The 21,256-nt window shown below is 62.9% G+C and carries 22 protein-coding genes and 1 tRNA gene; 7 read left to right on the forward strand and 16 right to left on the reverse strand.

Annotated elements, in window-relative coordinates:
- Positions 1-71: 71 nt before the first annotated feature.
- On the forward strand, positions 72-980 hold the full coding sequence (locus ACH488_RS11255; RefSeq protein WP_397324230.1) for a DMT family transporter: 909 nt from the start codon (positions 72-74) through the stop codon (positions 978-980).
- 42 nt (positions 981-1,022) lie between these two features.
- Here ACH488_RS11255 and ACH488_RS11260 read toward each other — a convergent pair whose 3' ends face one another.
- On the reverse strand, positions 1,023-1,901 hold the full coding sequence (locus tag ACH488_RS11260; protein WP_397324231.1) for a glycosyltransferase: 879 nt from the start codon (positions 1,899-1,901) through the stop codon (positions 1,023-1,025).
- A 124-nt stretch (positions 1,902-2,025) separates the two neighbouring features.
- A complete protein-coding gene (locus tag ACH488_RS11265; RefSeq protein ID WP_397324232.1) occupies positions 2,026-2,925 on the reverse strand; it encodes a hypothetical protein in 900 nt (299 codons plus the stop codon).
- 153 nt (positions 2,926-3,078) lie between these two features.
- On the opposite strand from ACH488_RS11265, the gene ACH488_RS11270 reads away from it, so the two are divergent.
- Both ACH488_RS11270 and ACH488_RS11275 read left to right on the forward strand, forming a co-directional pair.
- Positions 3,079-3,621: a peptidylprolyl isomerase gene (locus ACH488_RS11270; protein ID WP_397324233.1), complete on the forward strand. Its 543-nt coding sequence runs from the start codon at positions 3,079-3,081 to the stop codon at positions 3,619-3,621.
- Between the two features lie 9 nt (positions 3,622-3,630).
- A complete protein-coding gene (locus tag ACH488_RS11275; RefSeq protein ID WP_397324234.1) occupies positions 3,631-4,485 on the forward strand; it encodes a rhomboid family intramembrane serine protease in 855 nt (284 codons plus the stop codon).
- Positions 4,486-4,567: 82 nt separating this feature from the next.
- Here the strand turns inward: ACH488_RS11275 and ACH488_RS11280 are convergent, their stop codons facing one another.
- The 7 genes from ACH488_RS11280 to ACH488_RS11310 form a co-directional block, all read right to left on the reverse strand.
- A complete protein-coding gene (locus ACH488_RS11280) occupies positions 4,568-5,194 on the reverse strand; it encodes a GyrI-like domain-containing protein (RefSeq protein ID WP_397324235.1) in 627 nt (208 codons plus the stop codon).
- Positions 5,195-5,892: 698 nt separating this feature from the next.
- Positions 5,893-6,495: a DNA-3-methyladenine glycosylase I gene (locus tag ACH488_RS11285; protein ID WP_397324266.1), complete on the reverse strand. Its 603-nt coding sequence runs from the start codon at positions 6,493-6,495 to the stop codon at positions 5,893-5,895.
- A gap of 85 nt (positions 6,496-6,580) precedes the next feature.
- Complete coding sequence (locus ACH488_RS11290) at positions 6,581-7,297, reverse strand: alpha-ketoglutarate-dependent dioxygenase AlkB family protein (protein ID WP_397324236.1); 717 nt, start codon at positions 7,295-7,297, stop codon at positions 6,581-6,583.
- Positions 7,294-7,920, reverse strand: coding sequence for a methylated-DNA--[protein]-cysteine S-methyltransferase (locus tag ACH488_RS11295; protein ID WP_397324237.1), 627 nt, complete (start codon positions 7,918-7,920; stop codon positions 7,294-7,296). Before ACH488_RS11295 ends, ACH488_RS11290 begins: the two co-directional genes overlap by 4 nt.
- Positions 7,917-8,465: an RNA polymerase sigma factor gene (locus ACH488_RS11300; RefSeq protein WP_397324238.1), complete on the reverse strand. Its 549-nt coding sequence runs from the start codon at positions 8,463-8,465 to the stop codon at positions 7,917-7,919. Before ACH488_RS11300 ends, ACH488_RS11295 begins: the two co-directional genes overlap by 4 nt.
- A complete protein-coding gene (locus ACH488_RS11305; protein ID WP_397324239.1) occupies positions 8,465-8,974 on the reverse strand; it encodes a methylated-DNA--[protein]-cysteine S-methyltransferase in 510 nt (169 codons plus the stop codon). The genes ACH488_RS11300 and ACH488_RS11305 overlap by 1 nt, the downstream gene beginning before the upstream one ends.
- 44 nt (positions 8,975-9,018) lie before the next feature.
- Positions 9,019-9,273, reverse strand: a complete 255-nt coding sequence (locus tag ACH488_RS11310; RefSeq protein WP_387437502.1) for a cell division protein CrgA — start codon at positions 9,271-9,273, stop codon at positions 9,019-9,021.
- 259 nt (positions 9,274-9,532) lie between these two features.
- Between ACH488_RS11310 and ACH488_RS11315 the strand changes: the two genes are divergently transcribed.
- From ACH488_RS11315 to ACH488_RS11325, 3 genes are read left to right on the forward strand one after another with little or no spacing between them, the layout of a single operon-like run.
- Positions 9,533-10,249: a class E sortase gene (locus ACH488_RS11315; RefSeq protein ID WP_397324268.1), complete on the forward strand. Its 717-nt coding sequence runs from the start codon at positions 9,533-9,535 to the stop codon at positions 10,247-10,249.
- Positions 10,250-10,252: 3 nt separating this feature from the next.
- Complete coding sequence (locus ACH488_RS11320; protein ID WP_397324240.1) at positions 10,253-10,423, forward strand: hypothetical protein; 171 nt, start codon at positions 10,253-10,255, stop codon at positions 10,421-10,423.
- A complete protein-coding gene (locus tag ACH488_RS11325; RefSeq protein WP_397324241.1) occupies positions 10,420-11,061 on the forward strand; it encodes an aminodeoxychorismate/anthranilate synthase component II in 642 nt (213 codons plus the stop codon). Before ACH488_RS11320 ends, ACH488_RS11325 begins: the two co-directional genes overlap by 4 nt.
- 103 nt (positions 11,062-11,164) lie before the next feature.
- Here ACH488_RS11325 and pknB read toward each other — a convergent pair whose 3' ends face one another.
- The 7 genes from pknB to ACH488_RS11360 are packed head-to-tail and all read right to left on the reverse strand — an operon-like array spanning position 11,165 to position 20,757.
- Entirely contained in the window at positions 11,165-13,096 is a 1,932-nt protein-coding gene (pknB, locus tag ACH488_RS11330) for a Stk1 family PASTA domain-containing Ser/Thr kinase (RefSeq protein WP_397324242.1), read from the reverse strand.
- A 6-nt stretch (positions 13,097-13,102) separates the two neighbouring features.
- Positions 13,103-14,935 carry a protein kinase gene (locus tag ACH488_RS11335; protein ID WP_397324244.1) on the reverse strand — a complete coding sequence of 611 codons (1,833 nt, stop codon included), beginning with the start codon at positions 14,933-14,935 and terminating at the stop codon, positions 13,103-13,105.
- On the reverse strand, positions 14,932-16,389 hold the full coding sequence (locus tag ACH488_RS11340; RefSeq protein ID WP_397324246.1) for a penicillin-binding transpeptidase domain-containing protein: 1,458 nt from the start codon (positions 16,387-16,389) through the stop codon (positions 14,932-14,934). Before ACH488_RS11340 ends, ACH488_RS11335 begins: the two co-directional genes overlap by 4 nt.
- A complete protein-coding gene (locus tag ACH488_RS11345; protein ID WP_397324247.1) occupies positions 16,386-17,816 on the reverse strand; it encodes an FtsW/RodA/SpoVE family cell cycle protein in 1,431 nt (476 codons plus the stop codon). The genes ACH488_RS11340 and ACH488_RS11345 overlap by 4 nt, the downstream gene beginning before the upstream one ends.
- Positions 17,813-19,522, reverse strand: a complete 1,710-nt coding sequence (locus ACH488_RS11350; protein ID WP_397324248.1) for a PP2C family protein-serine/threonine phosphatase — start codon at positions 19,520-19,522, stop codon at positions 17,813-17,815. The genes ACH488_RS11345 and ACH488_RS11350 overlap by 4 nt, the downstream gene beginning before the upstream one ends.
- Positions 19,523-19,525: 3 nt before the next feature.
- Positions 19,526-20,005 carry an FHA domain-containing protein gene (locus ACH488_RS11355; RefSeq protein ID WP_387437643.1) on the reverse strand — a complete coding sequence of 160 codons (480 nt, stop codon included), beginning with the start codon at positions 20,003-20,005 and terminating at the stop codon, positions 19,526-19,528.
- Positions 20,006-20,010: 5 nt separating this feature from the next.
- Entirely contained in the window at positions 20,011-20,757 is a 747-nt protein-coding gene (locus tag ACH488_RS11360) for an FhaA domain-containing protein (protein ID WP_397324250.1), read from the reverse strand.
- Positions 20,758-21,153: 396 nt separating this feature from the next.
- Between ACH488_RS11360 and ACH488_RS11365 the strand changes: the two genes are divergently transcribed.
- Positions 21,154-21,236, forward strand: a tRNA-Leu gene (locus ACH488_RS11365).
- Positions 21,237-21,256: the final 20 nt, after the last annotated feature.

The following is a 21,256-nucleotide window of genomic DNA, read 5'->3' on the forward strand; positions in this document are numbered from 1 at the left end:
GTCAAGACAATCACACTGATCACGCCGCAGATAGTGCGGTTCCGGTTTTCCTGCCCAACTAAGGTTGATGCGTGAACCTCCTCATTTCCGCCCTGGGTGTTTTGGGCGTCGCCTCCTCCGGACCACTGATCGCCGGCACACTCGGTGCCACCTCGGTGACAGCCTTGGCGATTGCCTTTTGGCGGAACGCGATTGGCGCTGTGGTTATGGCCGCCCCTGTGGCTATCCGGACGCCCAGGCAGTTCGGCAGGGTCACCCGGCGCGAATTCGGGTGGTCGGCGTTCGCGGCTGTTGCCCTGGCCTTCCATTTCGCTTGCTTCATCACTGCGCTCCAGCTGACGTCCGTTGCCGCGGCCACGGCGCTGGTTTGCCTGCAATCAGCGTGGATTGCCGTCTTCCAATTGTTTCGGGGAACACGCCACCGCTGGCCGGTGCTGCTTGGCTTGGGAATTGCGTTCGGTGGTGTGGTTGCCATTACCGGCTTCGACATGGGCTCCTCCCCCGAAGCGCTCCTGGGCGATGTTTTGGCCTTGGCCGGTGGTGCCTTGGCCGGCCTCTACACCATCGCTGGAGGCAAGGCCCGCCAGACGATGGGCACCGGAACCTACACGGCCCTTTGCTACGGAATGTGTGCCGCGCTGGTTGCCGTCATGGCTTTGGTGGCCGGCCAGCCGCTCTCAGGGTTCGACGCCGGAGGCTGGCTTGGGATTATTGCCATCACCCTTTGCGCGCAATTGGTGGGGCACACTGCGTTCAACCACCTGCTGGCCACCATGAGTCCGCTGGTGGTGTCCATGATTATCCTGCTGGAGATTCCCGGGGCGGCCATCCTCGCCGCCGTTTTCCTCAACGAGACTCTTCCCGGCGGCACCTACGCCGGGCTGGCATTGATTCTGGTTGGCCTGGCTGTGGTGGTGATCGGGCAGCGGCGCGGCCGGATCGAAGAAGACCGGCGCGAAGCCGAGCTGGGCACGGACTGAAGCAGCCGCCGTCTGCTTTAAGTCGTGCTTTAAGCAGACGGGCTACAGGCCACCGCGCCGGACGCCGCCTTGGGCAGCGTTGGCCGCGTGGATGGCGCGCAGCAGCTTCGCGGGGAAGTACACCGAGAAGAAGACCACCATGGGCGCCTTCAAGGCCATCTTCTTGACGTTGTGGGCCTTGTACGTCCGGTCAAAGCGCGTGACGTAGTAACGGTAATCCCGGGGCGAATCCTCGAGCCTCCGCGCGGACATACCGGACACCATTTGCGGCCAGTACTGGATGTGGAGATCGTGCTCGGCCAAGTGCAGGGACAAATCAATGTCCTCGTGCATCTCATCCTTTTCGTCGAGGCATGCTTCGTCGCGGATGGTTTCCCACGCCGAGCGCCGGAGGGCCATGTTGGAACCGAAAAGGAAGTGGTACTGGTGCTTGGCCAGCCGGAGCATCAGCTGGCGCATTTTGTCGTCTGCCTTCAGTCCGAAGCGGCGCATGGGCATGTCGTAGTAGACCACCGGGCCCGTGGCCGCCTGGACGGTGGGATCGGCGAAGGCCTTCTGGACCTGTTCCACCCAGTCGGGCTCAAGCACCGAGTCGGCGTCGATCCGGCCCACGATCTGGCCGGTGGCATGGTTGAGGCCGTAGTTGCGCGTAGGGATGAGGCCTTGGCTGTCTGCCTGTCGAAGCAGGATGATGGGGCTTTCGGGGTATTCCTGCTGCATTTGCCGCACGATCCTGGCTGTGCGGTCCGTGGACAGGTTGTCCACCACGATGATTTCCTCGGCAGGAACAGACTGGTAGATGGCAGCGATGAGGCACTGGCGAATGACGCTTTCCTCGTTGTACGCCGGGATGACAATTGAAACGCCCGGCGGCTCCGGGACGTCCTTGAGTTCACCCATCACGGGTCTATCAGCTGACATCCCTTCAAATCTAACACCCGGCCCTCCGCCACCAGCGGACGCCCGGGTTACAAGCTGAATAACACTGAAGGGACCCCTGTGGCGGGATCCCTTCAGAATTATGCGGCTGACTGAGCTGTGCAACCTAGGCTTCGGAGCCCTTCTCCTCATCCTTGTGGATGCTGGCAGCGATGTTCTTGACGGCCGTCTTGGCGTCGGTGGCGACCTTGGCGGTGGTTTCCTCGGTCTTTTCTGCGACGTCCTTGGCGGTTTCTTCCACTGCGGCGGTTGCTTCCTTGGCGCTTGCCGAGGCCGAGGCCGCAGCGTCAGCCGGAACGGGCGCGGGGGTTGGAGTCACCGGTGATGGCGTCTTCCACGGGTCCTCAACCGGCTTGGCAGCCTTCCAGGCAGCTACGCCGGCAGCAACGGCGGCGGCGATCACGGTGACTACCAGCCAGCCGCGCTTCTTGGGCTTCTGCTGCTTGCCCAACTGCTTGGACACAGCCTTGGTGGTCTCGTCGGCAACAGCCTTGATGTGCTTGCCGGTGGCCTGTGCCTGTTCCTGGACACTGTGGACAACGCCGGAGTCCACCAGCTTCTGTGCCACGGCATCCACCTGCGCCGGAGCGTTCTCCAGGGCATGGTGCACCGCTACAGAGGCATGCCCCAGCTGTTCGGACAATTTGGGTAGGTACTCGTCAACCACTTTGTCCCTGGCAACGCCCAAGGCCGGAGTGGCCTTATTGAGGGTTTCCTGGATCCTGGGAGCTGCGTCCTCGACGGCATCGTGGATCTTGGGGGCCAGCTGGGCGAGGCCGTCCTGGATCTTCGGTGTGACCTTCTCAACGCCGTCCGCAAGATTATGGGCAGCCGACTTCAGGCCTTCCTGGATCTTGGGAGATGCGCTGTCGATGCCGTGCTGGATACGCGGAACAGCCCAGTTGACGGCTGCTTCAACACGTGGCGCTGCCCAGTCGCGGGCGTTGTCTACGCCGGTCGCAACAGAGTGTTCAATGTCGCGGGCAATACGGTCTGATTTCTTCACAACTACCTCCCGATACACATGCTGGTTTGTTGCTAGCCTACGTGTCCCACGGAACACGGGCCATTCATCCGTAAGATTCTTGCCGGATTTCACCGAGCGCGGAACCGGCTTTCGGGCCGCCACGGCGTTGACCCTGCATGAAACAATGGGCCCATGACCATTGCAACCGCAAAAGCAACAATCCACACGAGCCTGGGCGATATCAAGGTTGACCTCTTCGGCAACCACGCCCCCAAGACGGTCGCCAACTTCGTTGGCCTGGCCACCGGCGAAAAGTCCTGGACCCACCCGGAGACCGGCGAAGACAAGACCGGTACCCCGCTGTACAACGGCACCATCTTCCACCGGATCATCAAGGACTTCATGATCCAGGGCGGCGATCCCCTCGGCCGTGGCGTCGGCGGACCGGGCTACAACTTCGATGACGAAATCCACCCTGAGCTGACCTTCAACGCTCCGTACAAGCTGGCCATGGCCAACGCCGGTATCCAGATGGGCAAGGGCACCAACGGCTCCCAGTTCTTCATCACCACGGTCAACACCGACTGGCTGTTCGGCAAGCACAGCATCTTCGGCGAGGTCACGGACGAGGAATCCCGCAAGGTTGTTGACGCAATTGAAGGCGTTCGCACCGGCATGGGCGACCGTCCTGTTGAAGACGTGGTCATCAACAGCATCGACATCGAACAGCTCTAGCCAGAACTTATGAGCTACGGAGTCCCGTCGGCCGAGCCGTCCGCTGATATTCCGGTGTGCCCCCGGCACCCGGACAGGCCCTCCTACGTCAGGTGCCAGCGTTGCGGGCGCCCTGCGTGCCCGGAGTGCCAGCGGGCGGCCGCCGTCGGGTTCCAATGCGTTGACTGCGTCAACGAACAAAAACGCACGACGCCGGCCTACCGTTCTGCGTATGGCGGTGCCTTGGCCGTGGGCCGGCCTTTGGTGACGTACACGATCATTGGGCTGTGCGTCCTGGTTTTCATTTTGCAGTGGATTGTCCCTGGAAACGCCGTCTACAGAGAGTTTGCGTTCGCCAACGTCCTGGCGGAGCAGGAGCCGTGGCGGATGTTGACGGCGGCGTTCCTTCACTCGCAGAGCTTCCTGCTCCACATCGTTTTGAACATGTACACCCTGTGGATTTTCGGCCAAGCCCTTGAGCCCTTGCTCGGGCGTGTCCGGTATTTGGCAGTGTACGTGTTGTCCGCCGTGGGTGGTTCTGTGGGGTTCCTGCTCCTGACGCCCGATGAACCTGCCATCGGAGTTGTGGGTGCCTCCGGTGCGATCTTCGGTCTCTTCGGAGCCATGCTGGTGGTCCAGCGCCATCGGGGTGGCGAAACCCGCCAGCTGTGGGTCCTGATAGCCATCAACGGTGCCATCGGTTTCTTCATCCCGGGCATCGCCTGGCAAGCCCACCTGGGTGGCCTGATTACTGGCGGCCTGGCAGCAGCGGCCATCGCCTACGCTCCCCGCGGCAAGAACCAGGCACTCCTTCAAGTGGGTGGACTGGTCCTCGTTGCCGCCCTTCTGGCGATCGTTACCTGGTTCCGGGTTTCTGCCGGCTAGCTGCCGTTCCACCCAACTAAGTCGCAGTTAATGCCGTTATGAAGCGCTCATAACGGCCTCAACTGCGACTTAGTTGGGAAGGTCAGTTGCGGGTTACGGGTTGCCGGAGGATGGTCTTGAGTTTCTCAGGAGCAGTCCTTCGGGCATCACTGAGGTAGATCTCGTGGTGTTTTCCGGTCATCCGCAGCGAGTTCTCCGGGATGTAGCCATGGTGCATTTCCTCCAGTACCGGCCCCTCAGCGTCGTAGGGGCCCACGTGAAGGGTCTGCACAGCCAAACCCTCGTCAAGGCTTTCCAGTCGCAGTGAATCCAGGGCGGGCGCACCGCCCTTGCCCGCCACAGTGTCTCGTGCTGCATCCACGTGCTCCGGAGTGATCCAGTCCGGAGCCATGATCATCATGGTCCAGTCCCACTTGGATTTATCCCGTGAGCTGGTGAAGCTGGCCATGTCCCCGGACCACCACAGGCCCTCGAGGGGCATGACTGCATAGTCACGGCCCAGCTCCTTCTTGCTGAAGAACTTCAGCGTATAGGCGACCGGATAAAGGGTGGAGAGTGCGTCTGTGTAGGACTGGGCCGTATTGGGATCACCGTGCCCATCCACCATGAGGAACTGCAGCGGAGGAACAGTCACCAGTTCCAGCTGCCCTGCACGGGCCTTGTAGCTGTGGATCTCCCGTTTGAAGTCAATCTTGGTCTCGCCGCCCATGCCTCTCCCCCGTTCACTGCCCCGCATGTTGCTTATCCACAGATGTTATCCACACTGTGTGTAACTTACATCTGTGTAGTTAGCTTCGGCGAGGCCTGCATCCGGGGAAAAGCGGGTAGATATCCCCCGTTTGGCATGTTTTCATCCACATCTGTGGATAACTTTGTCCCCGTAGGGGGTGTTTATGTGGACAAAGGGCCACTTGGCGCCCGAGTTGTGGAAAACCCTGTTAATCCACCTGTTAATAAGGGGGTATCAACAGGCTTATCAACACTGTTAGTAACTTACAGCTGTGTAGTTCATGGGTGGATGAGCCCTCGAAAGCCCGCCAATTCGCGGGATTCCTGGCATCAACCCACACCTTTTCCCCATCTGTGGATATCTTGAGTGTAGTTGCTTGTTGTTAAGTGGATAGTCGCCCCCAGGACAACTTTTGCCAGGACCCGTGACGGAAACCCGGCAGCCCGGCGCAGAGTGAAGGACGCAATGCTCCGGAAATGAACTTTCCATGAAGAAGCGAACACTATCCACAGGGTGATGCACAGTGGGTATAACCCTGTTCAGCGCCGTTGGATGCCCGTGGTTGCCGCAATGGCGGGGAACGAGGCAGTAAATGCGTGGATGTCCACATAAGTTATCCCCGATTGTGGATAACTTTACGCACTTCTGTGGACAGTCGGTGTGGCTTATCCCAGCGGTTAATCCCAGACGCCTGAAGACCCGCGCCTATGGCTGTCCACTAGATGGGTGTCGATGATCCCGATGGCTTCCATGAGCGCGTACATGGTGGTGGGACCGACGAAGGCGAAACCCTTCTTGCGGAGGGCTTTGGAAAGGGCGATGGACTCCGGCGACGTGGTGGCAATGTCTGCCAAGGTTCTGGGTGCCGGCGTGGAGTCGGGCTTGAAGGACCACACGAAGTCCACCAGCCCGCCCTCCTGGCGCAAGGCAATGGTGGCTTTGGCGTTGGTGATGGCAGCGCGGATCTTGAGCCTGTTGCGGACGATCCCGGCGTCCAACATGAGCCTTTCCACGTCTTCCTCCGTGAAAGCTGCAACGCTCTCCGGGTGGAAGTCCATGAAGGCTTCTCGGAAGGCCTCGCGTTTCCGGAGAATAGTGGCCCAGGACAGGCCCGCCTGGAAGCCTTCGAGGCTGATGCGCTCGTACATCCCCTGTTCGTCCCGGACCGGCATGCCCCATTCGTGATCGTAGTAGGACTGCATCAACGGGTCTGATGCGGCCCACACGGGCCGTGCAAGGCCGTCCTGGCCAATAATGGTGCCGTTCTCTCCCGGGGTCATGCGGTGCTCCTCTGTGGCATCCTCCGCAGCAGCCAGGGTGCGGTCCGCCACGGGTGGGTGTTCTGTGGATTATTCTGCCTGCTGGCTACGACAATCCTGTGACGCGCATGGTGATATTGATCCGCCCCTCGGAGAGACCGCAGTCCGCGGGTGCCGTTCCGGGATGCACCTTGGGGATGCCATGGTAGGCGAACCGCGAAGCGCCGCCGAAGACGAAGAGGTCTCCGGAGCGCAAGTGGACGTCCGTGTACGGCTTGGTGCGGGTCTCTGTGTTTCCGAAGCGGAAGACGCAGGAATCGCCAATGCTCAGCGAAACCACGGGGGCGTTCGAGTGCTCATCCTTGTCCTGGTGCATGCCCATGGCTGCAGCATTGTTGTAGAAGTTCACCAGGGCTGCGTCCGGGGTGTAGTCCGCGGCCAGGTCAGCCAATGATGCGTCCTTGGCCAGTTCCGGGGCGTAGGCGGCCGCGACAGCCTTCCTGCCGAGGCGCACCATCCAGTCCGGGAAGTCCAGAACGGGACGGCCGTTTACATCCGTAGCCTCCCGCGTGTAACGGTACGGCTGCCAGTGCCAGCCGAGGCATACCGTCCTGACGGACATTTGGTGGCCGCCGGGCAGGGTTGCTGCCCGCAACGGCACAGGACCACGGGTCCACTCGCCGAAACGGTCAACGATCCATCGCTGTTGCTCCATGCTGAGCCAACCCGGCACGTGGACGGCACCCGGGGCAATCAGGCGGGGACCGGCGTCGTGCGTGTCCGGCTGGACAAGCTCCACCGGAAACAGCGCGTCATCGCTCATGCCGCCTCCAGGTTCAACAGCGTGCGTTTGGCGTCGGTGCCGCCAAGGTACCCGCCGTACGAGCCATCAGAGCGGACCACCCGGTGGCAAGGGACGATCACCGGCAGGGGGTTGGTGGCACAAGCGGTGCCGACTGCCCTGACGGCCTTGGGACTGCCCGCGGCCTGGGCCACTTGGGCGTAACTCTCGGTGCTGCCGTAGGCGATCCGGGGAAGATGATGGAGCACATCCAGCCTGAACCCGCGTGCCAGCCGGAAATCGAGGGGAAGGTCAAAGCTGCGGCGTGTGCCGCCAAAGTACTCGTCCAGCTGCCTGGCGGCCTCGTCCAGGCGCGACGGAGCCTTCAGGATGGCGGGGCTGACGGTGTCTGCAAGGAGTTGCAGGACTGCCTGGTGGTCCTCCAGTTCAAAGGCCACACGAACCATTCCCTGCGCGGTGCTGGCAAGGAGGAGTTTGCCGACCGGGGAATCGACCACCGTGTAGGCGATCTCCAGCGAATTGTCATCCAGGGCGTCACGGATCAGGCGGGCATGAAGACTGGCCAGCGCTGTTTCAAGTCCGGAATCCAAGGGCTTCAGGAGGGTGGCAATATCGCCGTGGTCCGGGGAGGATTCGGGGGTCATCGGGAGGCTCCTTTCAGTGTTGCCGGTACCAGGGTGGGGTGGGACTTCATGGATGGGCGGGCGAGGGCAGCCCGGAGTGCCCTGACGCCGTCCGCTGCGGCGCGACGTGCGGCCTCGGGAGTGCCGCCGTGCAGCTCCGCGATGTCTTTGTAGGGAAGGCCTGCCAGGTAGTGGTAGGCCACGGCCTGGCGCTGCTTTGGTGGCAACTGGCCCACGGCCTCGAGGATATCCGCGTGCCCATCACCAGGGATACCGATCCGGGACGGCTCCTCCGGGGGTGCGTCCACAGGGACCGCGCGACGGCCCGTGGCGCGCAGCAGGTCCAGGCATTTCCGGTGTGCGATGGTCACGAGCCAGGCTTCGACGTTGGCATCGGCCGGAAGTTCGCCATACGCCTTCAGGGCTGCGAGGAAGGTCTCTGACCAAGCATCGTCGGCCTCGTGGATTCCAAGTACTGCGCGGCACACCCGAAGGACTGTGGCGCCGTGGTCTTGGACCACCGCCTCGAAGGGTCTCTTGATGGGTGCTGCCGGAGTGGGTCCCATCAGAAGAGTTCGCTCTCTCTGATGGACGCGGGTTCCTCAAGTTCCAGCAGGAATCGCTTGTTGGTCAATCCCCCGGCGTAGCCTGTGAGCTGGCCCTTGTGACCAACCACGCGGTGGCAGGGAATGACGATGCTGATCGGGTTGCGGCCCACGGCAGAACCGACAGCCTGGGCCAGATGGGGATCGCCCAACTCGGCGGCCAACTCGCCGTACGTGACTGTTTCCCCGAACGGAATACTTTGCAGCCGCTCCCAGACCCGCTCCTGGAAGGGATTCCCACTGGTCTTGAAAGCTACGCCGAAAATGGTCCGGGTGCCGTCCAGGTACTCACGGAGCTCCGACTCGGCCCGCGAGAACACGGCATCCTCTGCCTCCACCGGGTCTCCGAAGTACTCGGTTGGCGGCAAATGCCAGTGGCCCTCATAAAAGATGCCCGTCAAAAATTCCCCGCGGGCAGTCAGCGTCAACTGCCCCAACGGGGAATCCATGGTGGTGTGCCTGCTGTTCATACCCTGTAGACGTTCACTGGCACGGAAATGTGAGGTTGGAGTTTCTAGGAACGCCAGCGGGTGGTCATGAGGAAGCCGACGATCGCAATGCCGAAGCCAGCCACGATGTTCCACGAGGCCCAATCCCGGACCGGGAACTGCCCTTCAGTGATGTAGAAGGTGATGATCCAGATGAGGCCGATGATCATGAGGCCAAACATCACCGGCTTGTACCAGACCGGATTCGGCTTGTACTGCTGCGCGGCGGAAGTCTGCTGTTCCTGACGGGCAGGCCGCTTGCGGGGCTTGGACTCGGGCACGGATCCTCCTTGGCTGGTTCACATAAACCCGTCGCAGCCTGCCTTGATATCCTGCAGGAAGGAAAATTCCAGCGGTCAACGGCCAGCGGCGTTCCGGGTTGGTCTAGCTGTCAAGTCTAGCCGTAACCAATGGGCCGGTTGCGCCGCCCGCATCCCCAGACGAGGAGAGCCCGTGGCGCACCAGCAGACCTCAGCCGCTGCTGCTGTGCCGTCTGCCGAAAGCCGGAGTACCAAAGCCCCGCGCCGGAAGCTCCGGCCCATGGATGTCGTCCGCAAAATCAGCCAGATCATCGGCGAACTGCTCATCACAGCCGGCGTGGTCCTGCTCCTCTTCGTCGCTTGGGAACTTTGGTGGACCAACGTAGAGGCCGACGCGAAGCAGACCGAGGCCGTCAAGAGCTTCGCGCAGGAATTCACCGGGCCCATCACGCCCGCCGCGCCGGCAGACTACGGCAAGCCCGTGGTGGGTACGGCACCGGGCAACGGCGGAACCATCGGCATCATGTACGTTCCCCGCTTCGGGGCAACATACACGCGCCCCATCATTGAGGGCACCGGATCCGACGTCCTGGACACGTTGGGCCTGGGGCACTACGGAAGCACCAGCATGCCCGGAGCGGTTGGAAACTTTGCCGTGGCCGGGCACCGGCAAACCCACGGTGCCGTCCTGGACAGCATCCACACCCTGGTACCCGGCGACAAGATCTACGTCCAGACCAAAGACGGCTACTACACCTACGTTTTCCGCAACAACCAGATCGTGCTTCCGAGCCGGACCGACGTGTTGTTGCCCGTCCCTACCCAACAAGGGGCCACCCCCAGCGAAAGCATCCTGACCATGACCAGTTGCAACCCCCGTTTCGGGTCACAGGAACGAATCATCGCCTACTCGGTACTGGACAGTTGGCAACCTTCGTCAGCCGGACCGCCGTCGGACATTGCCGCCCTGGTAGCCCGAGCCCAAGGAAAGGGATAACGGATGTACGCCTGGATTTTCCGTAACCTTCCCGGCCCCTTGTGGGTGCGGATCCTGACCTCAGTGGTCCTCGTGGGAGCGGCCCTGGTACTTATGGTCGAGTTCCTTTTCCCTTGGTTTTCCCAATTCACCACCCTGACCGACTCAACGATTGGTGCAGCACAGCAGCCATGAGCACAACAAAAATCCTGGTCGTAGACAACTACGACAGCTTCGTTTACACCCTTGTTGGATACCTGCAGGAACTCGGCGCCGAAACCACCGTGGTCCGCAACGACGACGTGACGCTCGCTGAAGCGAAGGAACTCGCGGCGGCCCGCGATGGCGTCCTTGTCTCACCCGGTCCCGGCACGCCTGCCGAAGCGGGTGTCTGCATTGAGCTCATCAAGTGGTGTGGCGAAAACAGCAAACCAATGTTCGGCGTCTGCCTGGGCCACCAAGCCCTCGCCGAGGCTTACGGTGGCGTGGTGACGCACGCCCCTGAACTGATGCACGGCAAGACGTCGCCAGTACAACACCAAGGCAAGAGTGTCTTCGCAGGCCTCCCCTCCCCGGTGACGGCTACGCGCTACCACTCGCTGGCGGCAGTGCGCGACTCAATCCCGGACGTCCTGGAGATCACGGCAGAGACCACGAACGGCGTGGTGATGGGACTGCAGCACAAGACCGCACCGCTCTGTGGCGTGCAGTTCCACCCGGAATCCGTGCTCACCGAAGGCGGGTACCAGATGCTTGGCAACTGGCTGGAGTCACTCGGCATGCAGGGTGCCGCCGAACGTGCCGCCAAGCTGAGCCCGCTGATCCAGCACTAAGCCGGAGAGTACGGACTGTCGCGAGCCGGCAGCCGGAAGCGTGCGTCAAAGCGACGAAGGAGCAGCACGCGGAGGCTGGTGGGCGCGACCGTCAGGGCGCTCGTCAATCCTTCTTGGTGGCTGACGGCGAGGGCTTCGGCTTGTCCGTGGGCGTCGGTGTGGGAGTGGGGCTCGGGGCCGGCGCCTTGGCCACTGTCACAGTGATGGTCTTGCCCTGATCCACTTCGACGTTGAAAGCGTCGCTCTGGGCGGTCACCTTGCCGGGTTCCACTTGGCTGTTTTCCTGCTCGACGACGGCCATCACCAGGCCGTTTTCCTTCAGGAGGGCCTCGGCTTCTGTTTGTGCAAGGCCAATGAGTTGCGGCATGAGGACCTTGCCGGAGGAGACCTGCAGTTCCACGTTGGACCCGGCAGCTATGGGTGCTCCGGGTGCGGGACCTGTGGTGATGACCAAACCGATGGGGACCGTAGGGCTATGCGTGCGCACCGATGAGATGTTGCCTGTGATTCCCAGTCGCTTCAGATAGTCGCGTGCGTCCGCCTCGGTTCGCCCGGCAATGTCCTTGGGGATCGTCACCGAACTGGGTCCGCTGGAAATGTTGAGGGTCACTTCCGCGTTCTGCTCCAGCAAGGTGCCGGCCGTGGGTGACGTGCCGATGGCCATGTCCTTGGCCACCGAATCGCTGGCCACCCGTGCAGTCTTTGGTACCAGCTTGGCGCCGTAGAGCTCCTGGATTGCCTGTGACTCGGACATGTTGGCCACCGTGGGAACAGCCACCTTGGCGGGCGCGGGCGGGGGTGTGTTGACCACGCTGTAGATCCAGAATCCGGCGCCGGCAAGGACCAGGATGGTGAAGATGGCCAGCGTAGCCGCCCAAGCACGACGGCGGGAGTTCTGCCGTGGGGTCCGCTCCCGTTCCGGTGGGAGGCCCAGGGGAAGCGGCTCCTCCTGGGCCCGGGTGGCGTAGGCCTGCGGCTCGTTGTAGCCGGCCCGCTCGGGGTCCTCGTTGATCTGGTCCACGTCGAGGAACCCGACGGCGGTGGCGCTCAGCAGTTGGGTTGCGGGGCCTTCGTCATCCACAAGGTCGTTGGGATCCGTAGGAGCCTCGCTGGCGGCGACAGCCGGTACCGGGATGCCGTTGCTCGCTGCCCTGAGGGCGCGGCGGAAGGCCGCGGCGTCCTGGAAACGGTCGCTGCGGTTTTTCTGCAGGGCCTTGGTCAGGACGGAATCGAGGGCTTCGGAAACCTCGGGGTTGTGGGCGCTGGCAAGATCGGGAGTTTCCCGCACGTGCTGGTAGGCCACGGACACCGGGCTGTCGCCCACGAAAGGCGGACGACCCGTCAGGAGTTCAAAGAGCAGGCAACCAGCCGAGTAGAGGTCGCTGCGGGCATCGACGGTCTCGCCCCTGGCTTGCTCCGGCGACAGGTACTGCGCCGTTCCCACCACGGCCTGCGTTTGGGTCATGGTGGCGGACGAATCCGCCATGGCGCGGGCGATGCCGAAGTCCATGACCTTCACGTCGCCACTGTCTCCGCACACCATCACGTTGGCGGGCTTGATGTCCCTGTGGACAATGCCCGCACGGTGGCTGTACTCAAGGGCGGACAGCACACCGAGGGTATAGCCAATGGAGTCCTCGACGGTCAGCTCTTTGGCCTTGATCATGTCCCGCAAGGTACGGCCTGAGACGAACTCCATGACGATGTACGGGACGCGTACGTCCTCTCCGGGGCCGCCGGGAACCGAGTACTCCCCGGTGTCGAAGATGGCCACGATGGAGGCGTGGTTGAGCGCAGCTACGGCTTGCGCTTCGCGTTTGAAGCGGGCCTGGAACTGCGGATCACGGGCGAGGTCCGCCCGGAGGACTTTGACCGCAATGGTCCGTCCAAGGAGCGTATCCGTTCCGCGGTATACATCTGCCATGCCGCCACGGCCGATCAGCTCACCGAGTTCGTAGCGACCGTTGAGGATGCGCTGTTCAGACACAGGCGTGCTTTCCTCTCGGTGTGCCGGACCGGGCCGTGACGTTGACATGGTGAACTACTTGGTTGCCTGGGCGCTGGGGCTCGCGCTGGACGACGACGAGGGGCCCGTGGGGACCACGGACTTGGACAGGTAGTAGGTAACCAGCGAGCCGGCTTCCACGTTGGTGCCCGCGGCCGGCGAAGACCGGACGAACGTCCCGGGCTGTTGCGTTGGGGAACCGTTGACGGGATCGCCAGCTACCCAACGAAGGCCTGCTCCCTCGATGAGCCCGCGTACCTGGTCTTCGGGCAAGCCCACGCCGATGCTCGGGACAGCCACCATCTCAGGACCCTTGGAATACTGGACGGTGATGGTGGTGCCTGGGTCAACGGGACCCGTTGGGTTGAGGCTGATGACCTCGCCCGGCGCGGCGGTGTTGCTGAAGACCTCCTGGCCGTTGACGCCCAAGCCCATTGCCCGCAATTCCGAGCTGACCTTCGGGAATTGCTGTCCCTGGAACTGCTCCGGGATCACATTGATCTTGTCCGGCGTGGACTGCGAAGGAGTCGGCGTCTGCGACGTCTGCGAGGGCGTTGGTGAAGCCGAGCTGCTGGTGGGACTCGAGGACACGCTGGGACTGGACGAGGAACTGCTGGGGCTGGGGCTCGGCGAGAAGAAGCCGGACTGTGAAATCAGGAATCCAACCAGCGCGAACAGGACCAGCAGGATCAGCGCCACGAGCGGCCAGGTCCACGGGCTGCGCTTCTTGCGCTCCGGTTCCTGGTCGTCGTAGTTGCCGTCATCGTCGCTGTAGACGGTCTCGTCGTCGTTGAGCTGGCGCTCTGCTTCCAAGGCGTTGGCACGGGTCAGCGCGTTGTCCGACGAAGCGGCCGCGGCGCCCACAGCAGCCCCGGCAGCGGCGGCGCCAACCACCGGAAGTGCGGAGGTCGCCGTCGTGGACTGCTCTTTTCCGAACGGCGAGGCAACCACGCCCGTGGGGGCCGTGGCTGTGTTGACAGGAGCCGTGATGGGGCCGGTGGCGCCCTCGAAGAGGAGCATGCCGGGAACGGCGGCGTGGGCCGTGGCGATGTCCCCGTTGCGGATGGCCTCGGCGGCTTCCGCCAGCTTGATGGCGTTGGCGGGGCGGTTCTTGGGGTCCTTGGCCAGCATGGACATGAGCAGCGCGCGCACCGGGGTGGGAAGCGTCTCCGGCAGGGGCGGCGGAGCATCATTCACCTGGGCCAGGGCAATGGCAATCTGCGACTCGCCGGAGAACGGCCGGTGGCCCGTGAGGCACTCATAGCCGATGACACCCAGCGAGTAGATGTCCGAGGACCCCGTAGCGGTCTGGCCTGTGGCCTGTTCCGGTGCGAGGTACTGGGCTGTGCCCATGACCTGTCCGGTCTGGGTCAGGGGCACCTGGTCCGCGAGGCGGGCGATGCCGAAGTCCGTTACCTTGACGCGGTTGTCCGGCGTGATCAACAGGTTGCCCGGCTTGATGTCGCGGTGCACCAGGCCCTGTGCATGCGCCACGGCCAGGGCACGTGCCGTCTGGGAAATGATGGAGAGCGTCATGTCCGGAGACAGCACCTGCTCGCGCTCAAGGATGGCGCTGAGCGGGTGGCCCGGAACAAGCTCCATGACCAGGTACGCGGAGCCGGCTTCCTCGCCGTAGTCGAAAACGTTGGCGATACCCACGTGGTTGAGCAGTGCGGTGTGGCGGGCCTCGGCACGGAAGCGCTGCAGGAACCCGGGGTCGCCGGTGTATTCCTCCTTGAGCACCTTGATGGCCACGATCCGGCCAAGGATCTGGTCCTTGGCCTTCCAGACCTCGCCCATGCCACCAATCGCAATGCGACTGGTCAACTGGAACCTGCCGCCGAGTGTGATTCCCGAAGTAGGTCTCACTTATTCAACACCGCCTCAAAAATCTTCTTTGCGTTCGGACTGGTTAGCTTGGCACCGCTGAGCACATCCACACCTTCCATGACGATGGTGACGGCCACTTGCGGGTCGTTTGCCGGGGCGAACCCGGTAAACCATGAGTTGTTCAGGCCTGAATCGCCCAGCTCCGCGGTGCCGGTCTTGCCGGCCACCTTGACGCCGGAAACAGCGGCGCCGTTGGCGATGCCGTTGTCCACGGCGCTGGTCATCCACTCGGTGATCTGGCCGGCAATGGGAGCCGTGGTGCTGGTGCGGAGGGCCTCGGGCTTGGTCTCGCTGATAACGCGGAGATCCGGGGACCTGACGGTCTTGACGAGGTTTGGCTTCATTTGCACGCCGCCGTTGGCAATGGCCGCGGTCATGAGGTTGATCTGCAACGGGGTGGCCTTGACGTCGCGCTGGCCCACCGAAGACTGTGCCAACTGTGCCTGGTCAAGGTCCTTCGGGAAGACACTCGGCGCCATCTGGAGTTTCAACTGGTCACCGAAGTTGTCCCCAAAACCGAACTTCTCGGCCTGGGTGCGGATGGCGTCCTGGCCAAGGTCCAGCGCGATGCTGGCGAACGGCGTGTTGCAGCTTTGCTCCAGGGCGAAGGAGAACGACGCCGTCTCCCGGACATTGCAGTTACCGCCGGCATAGTTGGGGAGGCTTGCGCTGGATCCCGGGAGCGGCAGGCTGGCGGGGTTCGGGAGTTCGCTGTCCTTGTTGTACTTCCCCGAGTTCAACGCCGCAGCGGTATCGATCAGCTTGAAGACAGAGCCCGGAGAGAGCAGGTTGCCCGTGGGGCCGCTCACGTTCTGGTTCAGGTTGATGCCCGGAATCTGGTTCAGCTCGTTGTAATTGGCCTGCGCCGCCTTGGTGTCATGGGTGGCGATCAGGTTGGGGTCGTAGGACGGTTTGGAGACCATGGCCAGGATGGCGCCGGTCTTCGGGTTTGTCACCACAATGGAGCCGCGTTGGTCGTCCGGGATCAGGTCATAGGCAAGCTTCTGGATGGCGGGGTCCAAGGTCAGCTCCACGGAGGCACCCTTGGGCTCGTTCCCGAGGAACATCTGGCTGACGCGGTCCAGGAACAACTGGTCCGAGTTGCCCGCGAGGGTATCTCCCATGGACTGCTCAAGGCCGGTGGAACCAAAGCCCTTGGAGAAGTAACCCGTGATGCCGGCGTACAGCTCGGGCTGGGTGTATTTGCGCTGGAAGGCGCACGATTCGGTCCCTGTGACAGATTCGGCGATCGGCGTGCCGGCCACGATGATGGCCCCGCGGTCATTGCAGAAGGACGCGAGGATGGCTCGCTGGTTCCAAGGATTTTTGTTGAGATCGTCGGCACCGATCACCTGCACGTAGCTGATGGCGCCAAGGATCAAGGCAAACATGGCGACGGCAGCCATCCACGAACTCCTAATAGCCTGGTTCATTGCTGCTTCACCGCCTCTGTTGGTGTGCTGGGGGTTTGTCCGGTGGCCGGCTTACGGGCAGCCGGGGTGCTGCTGGTTGCCGGTGGCCTGTTGACCATGGGTGTAGTGTCCACTGGACCCCGTGCCGTGTTGGAAATCATGAGAAGTAATCCAACAATGATCCAGTTGGCCAGGAGCGACGAGCCACCTGCTGCGAGGAACGGCGTGGTGAGGCCGGTCAGCGGGATCAAACGGGTCACACCGCCGATCACCACGAAGCACTGCAGGGCGATGGCGAAGGACAGGCCACACGCAAGGAGCTTTCCGAAGGCATCCCGGGTGCCCAGTGCGGCACGGAAGCCGCGGGTGAACAGCAGCAGGTAGAGCATCACCACGGCGAACAGGCCGATCAGGCCGAGTTCCTCACCGATGAGTGCCACGATCATGTCGCTGTTGGCAAAGGGAACAAGGTCCGGCCTGCCCTGGCCCAGTCCCGTTCCCACGAGCCCGCCGTCGGCCATGCCGAACAGGCCTTGGACAATCTGTCCACTGCCGCCGGGTGACCGTCCGAAGACTTCCGGGGTGAAGGCGTTGATCCAACTGTCGATACGGAATGCAACGTGCGAGAAGATCCTGGACGCTATGAAGCCGCCGCCAAGAATCAGCGCGAGGCCGATCACCACCCAGGAGATACGGCTGGTGGCCACGTAGATCATGACGATGAACAGGCCGAAGAAGAGGATGGACGAGCCGAGGTCACGCTGGAAGACCAAGACGCCGATGCTCACCAGCCAGGCGGTAATCATGGGGCCGAGGTCTTTGAACCGCGGGAACTGCATGGGGCCGATCTTGCGTCCGGCCAGCAGGATCAGGTCCCGGTTGGAGGATAGATACCCGGCGAAGAATATTGCGAGGGTGATTTTGGCGATTTCGCCAGGCTGGAATGTCATGGGGCCAACGCGGATCCACACTCGTGCCCCGAGGATCTCACCAGCTGAAATGCCCGGAACCAAGGGAAGGATCAGCAGGAACGCACTGGCCGCCAAGGAGATGTACGTGAACCGGCGCAGGACGCGGTGGTCCTTGAGGAACCAGATCACGGCGATGGCAACTGCCATGGCGATGAGGGTCCAACGGAGCTGGTTGTTCCCTGTGTCTTCGCCCGGAGCATCCATGCGGTGGATCAGCGCGAGGCCCAGGCCATTCAAGGCAACGACGATCGGGAGTATTACCGGATCGGCATATTTTGCGCGGAGACGGAGGACCACGTGAAAGGCGAACGCTGCAACTGCAAGCAAGCTGGACTGGAACCAGAAATCGCTGTCCAGACCGGAGTCGGAATTGATGCTCACCAAAGCACTCGCACCGATGCCCACGGCCAGGGCCAGGACGATGAGCACCAGCTCAACGTTCCGGCGGGGCTTGGGAGTTGTTTCAGTCTGGATCATTTTGCCGCCTCACATGGAGTCGGGACGGGCGAGGGCGTTGGTGTGGCAATCGCTGCCGTGCTTGGAACAGGAACGCTGGTGCTTGGGGAGGGGGTGGGAGTTGCGGTGGGGGAAGAGCTGGGGCAGCTTGCCGAAGCGCTGCCGTAATTCTTCAAGTTCTCCACAATCCGCTGGGCGTCGTCCAGGTCTCCGGCGGGAACAGTCTGCCGGACGCTCTGGCGGCCGTATTCAGGGAGTGAGTCGACGCGAAGGTCCGTCACCGACTCCAACCGCGAAAGCTGGATGGGACCGAGCCGCTGCGAGATGCCGTTGTAGATGGCAACGCGCTGGTCGAACTCGCCAACGTAGTAACGGGTCTGGGTCCAGGCATAGCCGAGCCACAGGCCCACCACCACGCCAAGGACCACGACGGCGGCCACGGCGGGCATGAGCCAACGGATGCGGCGCCGCGGGGGTTCTTCGAGTTCAAGGCGGTCCTGTTCGGCCTTGTGCGTCAGGACCGTTGCTGCCCGGCGGGCCACCGTGCGGCCTGCCACTGTGGGAATCGAGCCGGTCTCGGCAGCCGTCGCCGCCGCGCCGACCAGCTCGTGGGGCCGGCTGGCGAGCTCCTCACGCAGGACCTCGGCGGACAGGTGCTCGCCCAGGTTGGGATCCGTCGTGGCGGGCGGTTCCTTGTCCTCGGCGGAGTGGTCCTTGTCCGGTTCCTTGCCTGGGGCATCAGGATCTGCGGAATCAGTATCCCCGGTGCCGGGTCCGTGGGCACTGAACGAGGAACCCGCGGCGGGTTCCTTGCTGCCCGTTGCGGCTTTCGCCGCCGCATCCTTCGAAGCTGGCGTTTCTTCCGCAGACTTGCTGGCGGTGACCGTGTCCGCCTGTTCGGCTTGGGCGGGTGGCGCGGGAGGTATGACGTCGACGGCGGCCGTGCTGACGTCGTCGTCCGTTTCTTCCACGATCTCAAGCATCACGACGGTGACGTTGTCCGGGGCGCCGGCTTCAAGGGTCAGGTCCACCAGGGTTTCCACGCACTCGCGGAGGTCCTTGATCTCGCGGACTTTACGCTCCACTACATGTCCGGCCACATAGTTCAGGCCGTCCGAACACAGCAGCCAGCGTTCGCCCGGTTCGACGTCCAGGATGTCCAGGTCCAACTCGGGACTCGCGTCAACGTCGCCCAGGACGCGCATCAGGACGTTCTTGTGGGGATGTGTTTCGGCTTCCTCCGGGCGCAGGCGACCCTCATCAATGAGGCGCTGCACGAAGGTGTGGTCGATGCTGACCTGCTCGAACTTCTTGTTGCGCAGGCGGTAGGCACGTGAATCCCCGATGTGGGCGAAGTGCAGCTTGCGGCCCTCAAGCAGCAGCGCCGTAACGGTGGTGCCCATGCCGGAAAGCTTGGGATTCTGGTGGACAAGCTCGGACAGCAGGGAATTCGCGGTCTGGATTTCGTCCGCGAGGACAGTGTCTGCGCCGTCCGGGTAATCGTCGTGATCCAGGTGGATCATGTCCAGGACCGTGGATGCCGAGGCCACGTCACCACCGGCGTGGCCGCCCATGCCATCGGCGACGACGGCAAGATGGCGGCCCACGTAAGCGGAGTCGTCATTCTTGGAACGGATCCGGCCGACGTCGGAACGCGCCGCGTAGCGCATGATGAGGGGGCGCTCCGCCGGCGTTTCCTTGCCTTCGGTGGTCTGGGGGGCGGCCATGGACTACGGCCTCAATTCAATGACCGTCTTGCCGATTCTCACGGGGACGCCAAGCTCCACCGGCAAAGCGCGGGTGAGCTGCTGATCGGCCAGATAGGTGCCGTTGGTGGAGCCAAGGTCCTCGATGAACCAACGGCTGCCTTGCGGGAACAGACGGGCATGGCGGCCTGAAGCGTAGTCGTCTTCCAGGACAAGCGTGGCTTCCTGCGCGCGGCCCAACAGAATGGGACTGGCTGCGAGGGGAAGCGTGGTGCCCTTCAACGGTCCTTCGGTGACCACGAGGTTCCGGGCATGCTGGATGGCGGGCGGCGGAGAGGCAGCCAACTCCGGATGCTTGCGGACCTCGCGCGCCGTGGGCGTGCCCGTCACGGCTTTGCGTCCGATCTGGAAGTCGCGGCGCATGGTGGACACGATGCTGAAGATCAAGACCCACAGCAGCAAGAGGAAACCGAAGCGAAGAGCGGTGATTGTCAGTTCGCTGATGTCGTTCACGCGTTGCCACCCGGGTTTTGGGGGAGAAGGCGGAAAATAATCTTGGTACGTCCCATCGTAATGGTTGAGCCGTCTGTGAGTTCCACGCTGCCGTCTACCTTGTGGCCATTGACGTAGCTGCCGTTGGTGGAGCCAAGGTCTACGGCCCAGGTGGTGCCGTTCTGCGTACGGACCTCAAGGTGCTTCCGCGAAACACCGGTGTCATCCACCAGGATGTCTGCTTCCGAGGAGCGACCCAGCACAACTGACTGGGCATTGAGGGAGTACCGCTGGCCGCCGATATCCAGGACAGGTTGGAGCCTGGTGGGCTGCCGGGCCGGTGCCGCTGGAAGGTTTGGCCGCGGAGCCTGCGGGGCGGGAGCGCCGCCGTCGGACTTTTCGGTCCGGGAGGCGATTTCGAAGTGACCGGCCCGCTCTTCCTCATTCCGGCGGAAGGAGATCCGCACGGGACCCTGCAGCGTGTAGCCCTGGCTGCGCACATGCTGGATAACAACATCGCAGAGTTCCTCGGCGAGGGGCGTGCCCCATTCCTGTGCCCTGGTGAAATCGTCATTGCTGAGGAGGACATCGAAAACGTTGGGGGCGAGGGTGCGTCCCGCCGCAATGGTGATGGACTGGTTGTCCAGTTCGCGCCGCAGTTTGCTGGCGATTTCCACCGGCTCAACACGTGCCCGCGACCCCGTGGAGAAGACGTTGCGGACGGCTTTTTCAATGCCGCGTTCCACTTTGTCCAGCAGACCCATGGTCCTTCTCCTTTCTTCGTCGCGGCACACGCGGTGCCTGGCTCGATAGTCGGTCCATGGTCCCGTCCGTGCACACACTGAAGTGAGCGCCAAACGGCCCTTTCACTTCCCGATACTACTGGGAGTGACTGGGAATGGCCTTAATCCACAACGCCTTGCGACCCGGAAAAGTTCGCCACATGCCCGTCGTGGCGGGCCGGGGCAGCGACTAAATTTCCTCGCTGTTCAGCTGTTGTTGGCTGCCTTTGCGGCCTTGTCCGTGTGTCCCGAAATGTCGTCCCAGGGCCCTTGCGGCGGCCGATTGGTGTTTTGCCCAAAGTGTCCGTTATGCTTGATCTCGCTGCTTTTGAAGGAAGCGAAGCCGGTTACCGGTCAGAGTCCTGAAAAAGAAGTTGCGCGCGAGTGGCGGAACGGCAGACGCGCTGGCTTCAGGTGCCAGTATCCGAAAGGGTGTGGGGGTTCAAATCCCCCCTCGCGCACGCAATCTGAAAGAGCCCCG

This window comes from Paenarthrobacter sp. NPDC018779, assembly GCF_044391085.1.
GTDB lineage: Bacteria > Actinomycetota > Actinomycetes > Actinomycetales > Micrococcaceae > Arthrobacter.

Excerpts from the sequence above, each read along its gene's own strand:
- ACH488_RS11260 (WP_397324231.1), bottom strand. The coding sequence starts at position 1,901 with ATGTCAGCTGATAGACCCGTGATGGGTGAACTCAAGGACGTCCCGGAG.
- ACH488_RS11350 (WP_397324248.1), bottom strand. The coding sequence starts at position 19,522 with ATGGCCGCCCCCCAGACCACCGAAGGCAAGGAAACGCCGGCGGAGCGC.
- ACH488_RS11340 (WP_397324246.1), bottom strand. The coding sequence starts at position 16,389 with ATGAACCAGGCTATTAGGAGTTCGTGGATGGCTGCCGTCGCCATGTTT.
- ACH488_RS11295 (WP_397324237.1), bottom strand. The coding sequence starts at position 7,920 with ATGACCCCCGAATCCTCCCCGGACCACGGCGATATTGCCACCCTCCTG.
- ACH488_RS11305 (WP_397324239.1), bottom strand. The coding sequence starts at position 8,974 with ATGAACAGCAGGCACACCACCATGGATTCCCCGTTGGGGCAGTTGACG.
- ACH488_RS11280 (WP_397324235.1), bottom strand. The coding sequence starts at position 5,194 with ATGGGCGGCGAGACCAAGATTGACTTCAAACGGGAGATCCACAGCTAC.
- ACH488_RS11320 (WP_397324240.1), top strand. The coding sequence starts at position 10,253 with ATGTACGCCTGGATTTTCCGTAACCTTCCCGGCCCCTTGTGGGTGCGG.
- ACH488_RS11290 (WP_397324236.1), bottom strand. The coding sequence starts at position 7,297 with ATGAGCGATGACGCGCTGTTTCCGGTGGAGCTTGTCCAGCCGGACACG.
- ACH488_RS11300 (WP_397324238.1), bottom strand. The coding sequence starts at position 8,465 with ATGGGACCCACTCCGGCAGCACCCATCAAGAGACCCTTCGAGGCGGTG.
- ACH488_RS11270 (WP_397324233.1), top strand. The coding sequence starts at position 3,079 with ATGACCATTGCAACCGCAAAAGCAACAATCCACACGAGCCTGGGCGAT.
- ACH488_RS11325 (WP_397324241.1), top strand. The coding sequence starts at position 10,420 with ATGAGCACAACAAAAATCCTGGTCGTAGACAACTACGACAGCTTCGTT.
- pknB (WP_397324242.1), bottom strand. The coding sequence starts at position 13,096 with ATGTCAACGTCACGGCCCGGTCCGGCACACCGAGAGGAAAGCACGCCT.
- ACH488_RS11285 (WP_397324266.1), bottom strand. The coding sequence starts at position 6,495 with ATGACCCCGGGAGAGAACGGCACCATTATTGGCCAGGACGGCCTTGCA.
- ACH488_RS11360 (WP_397324250.1), bottom strand. The coding sequence starts at position 20,757 with ATGGGTCTGCTGGACAAAGTGGAACGCGGCATTGAAAAAGCCGTCCGC.
- ACH488_RS11315 (WP_397324268.1), top strand. The coding sequence starts at position 9,533 with ATGGATGTCGTCCGCAAAATCAGCCAGATCATCGGCGAACTGCTCATC.
- ACH488_RS11345 (WP_397324247.1), bottom strand. The coding sequence starts at position 17,816 with ATGATCCAGACTGAAACAACTCCCAAGCCCCGCCGGAACGTTGAGCTG.
- ACH488_RS11275 (WP_397324234.1), top strand. The coding sequence starts at position 3,631 with ATGAGCTACGGAGTCCCGTCGGCCGAGCCGTCCGCTGATATTCCGGTG.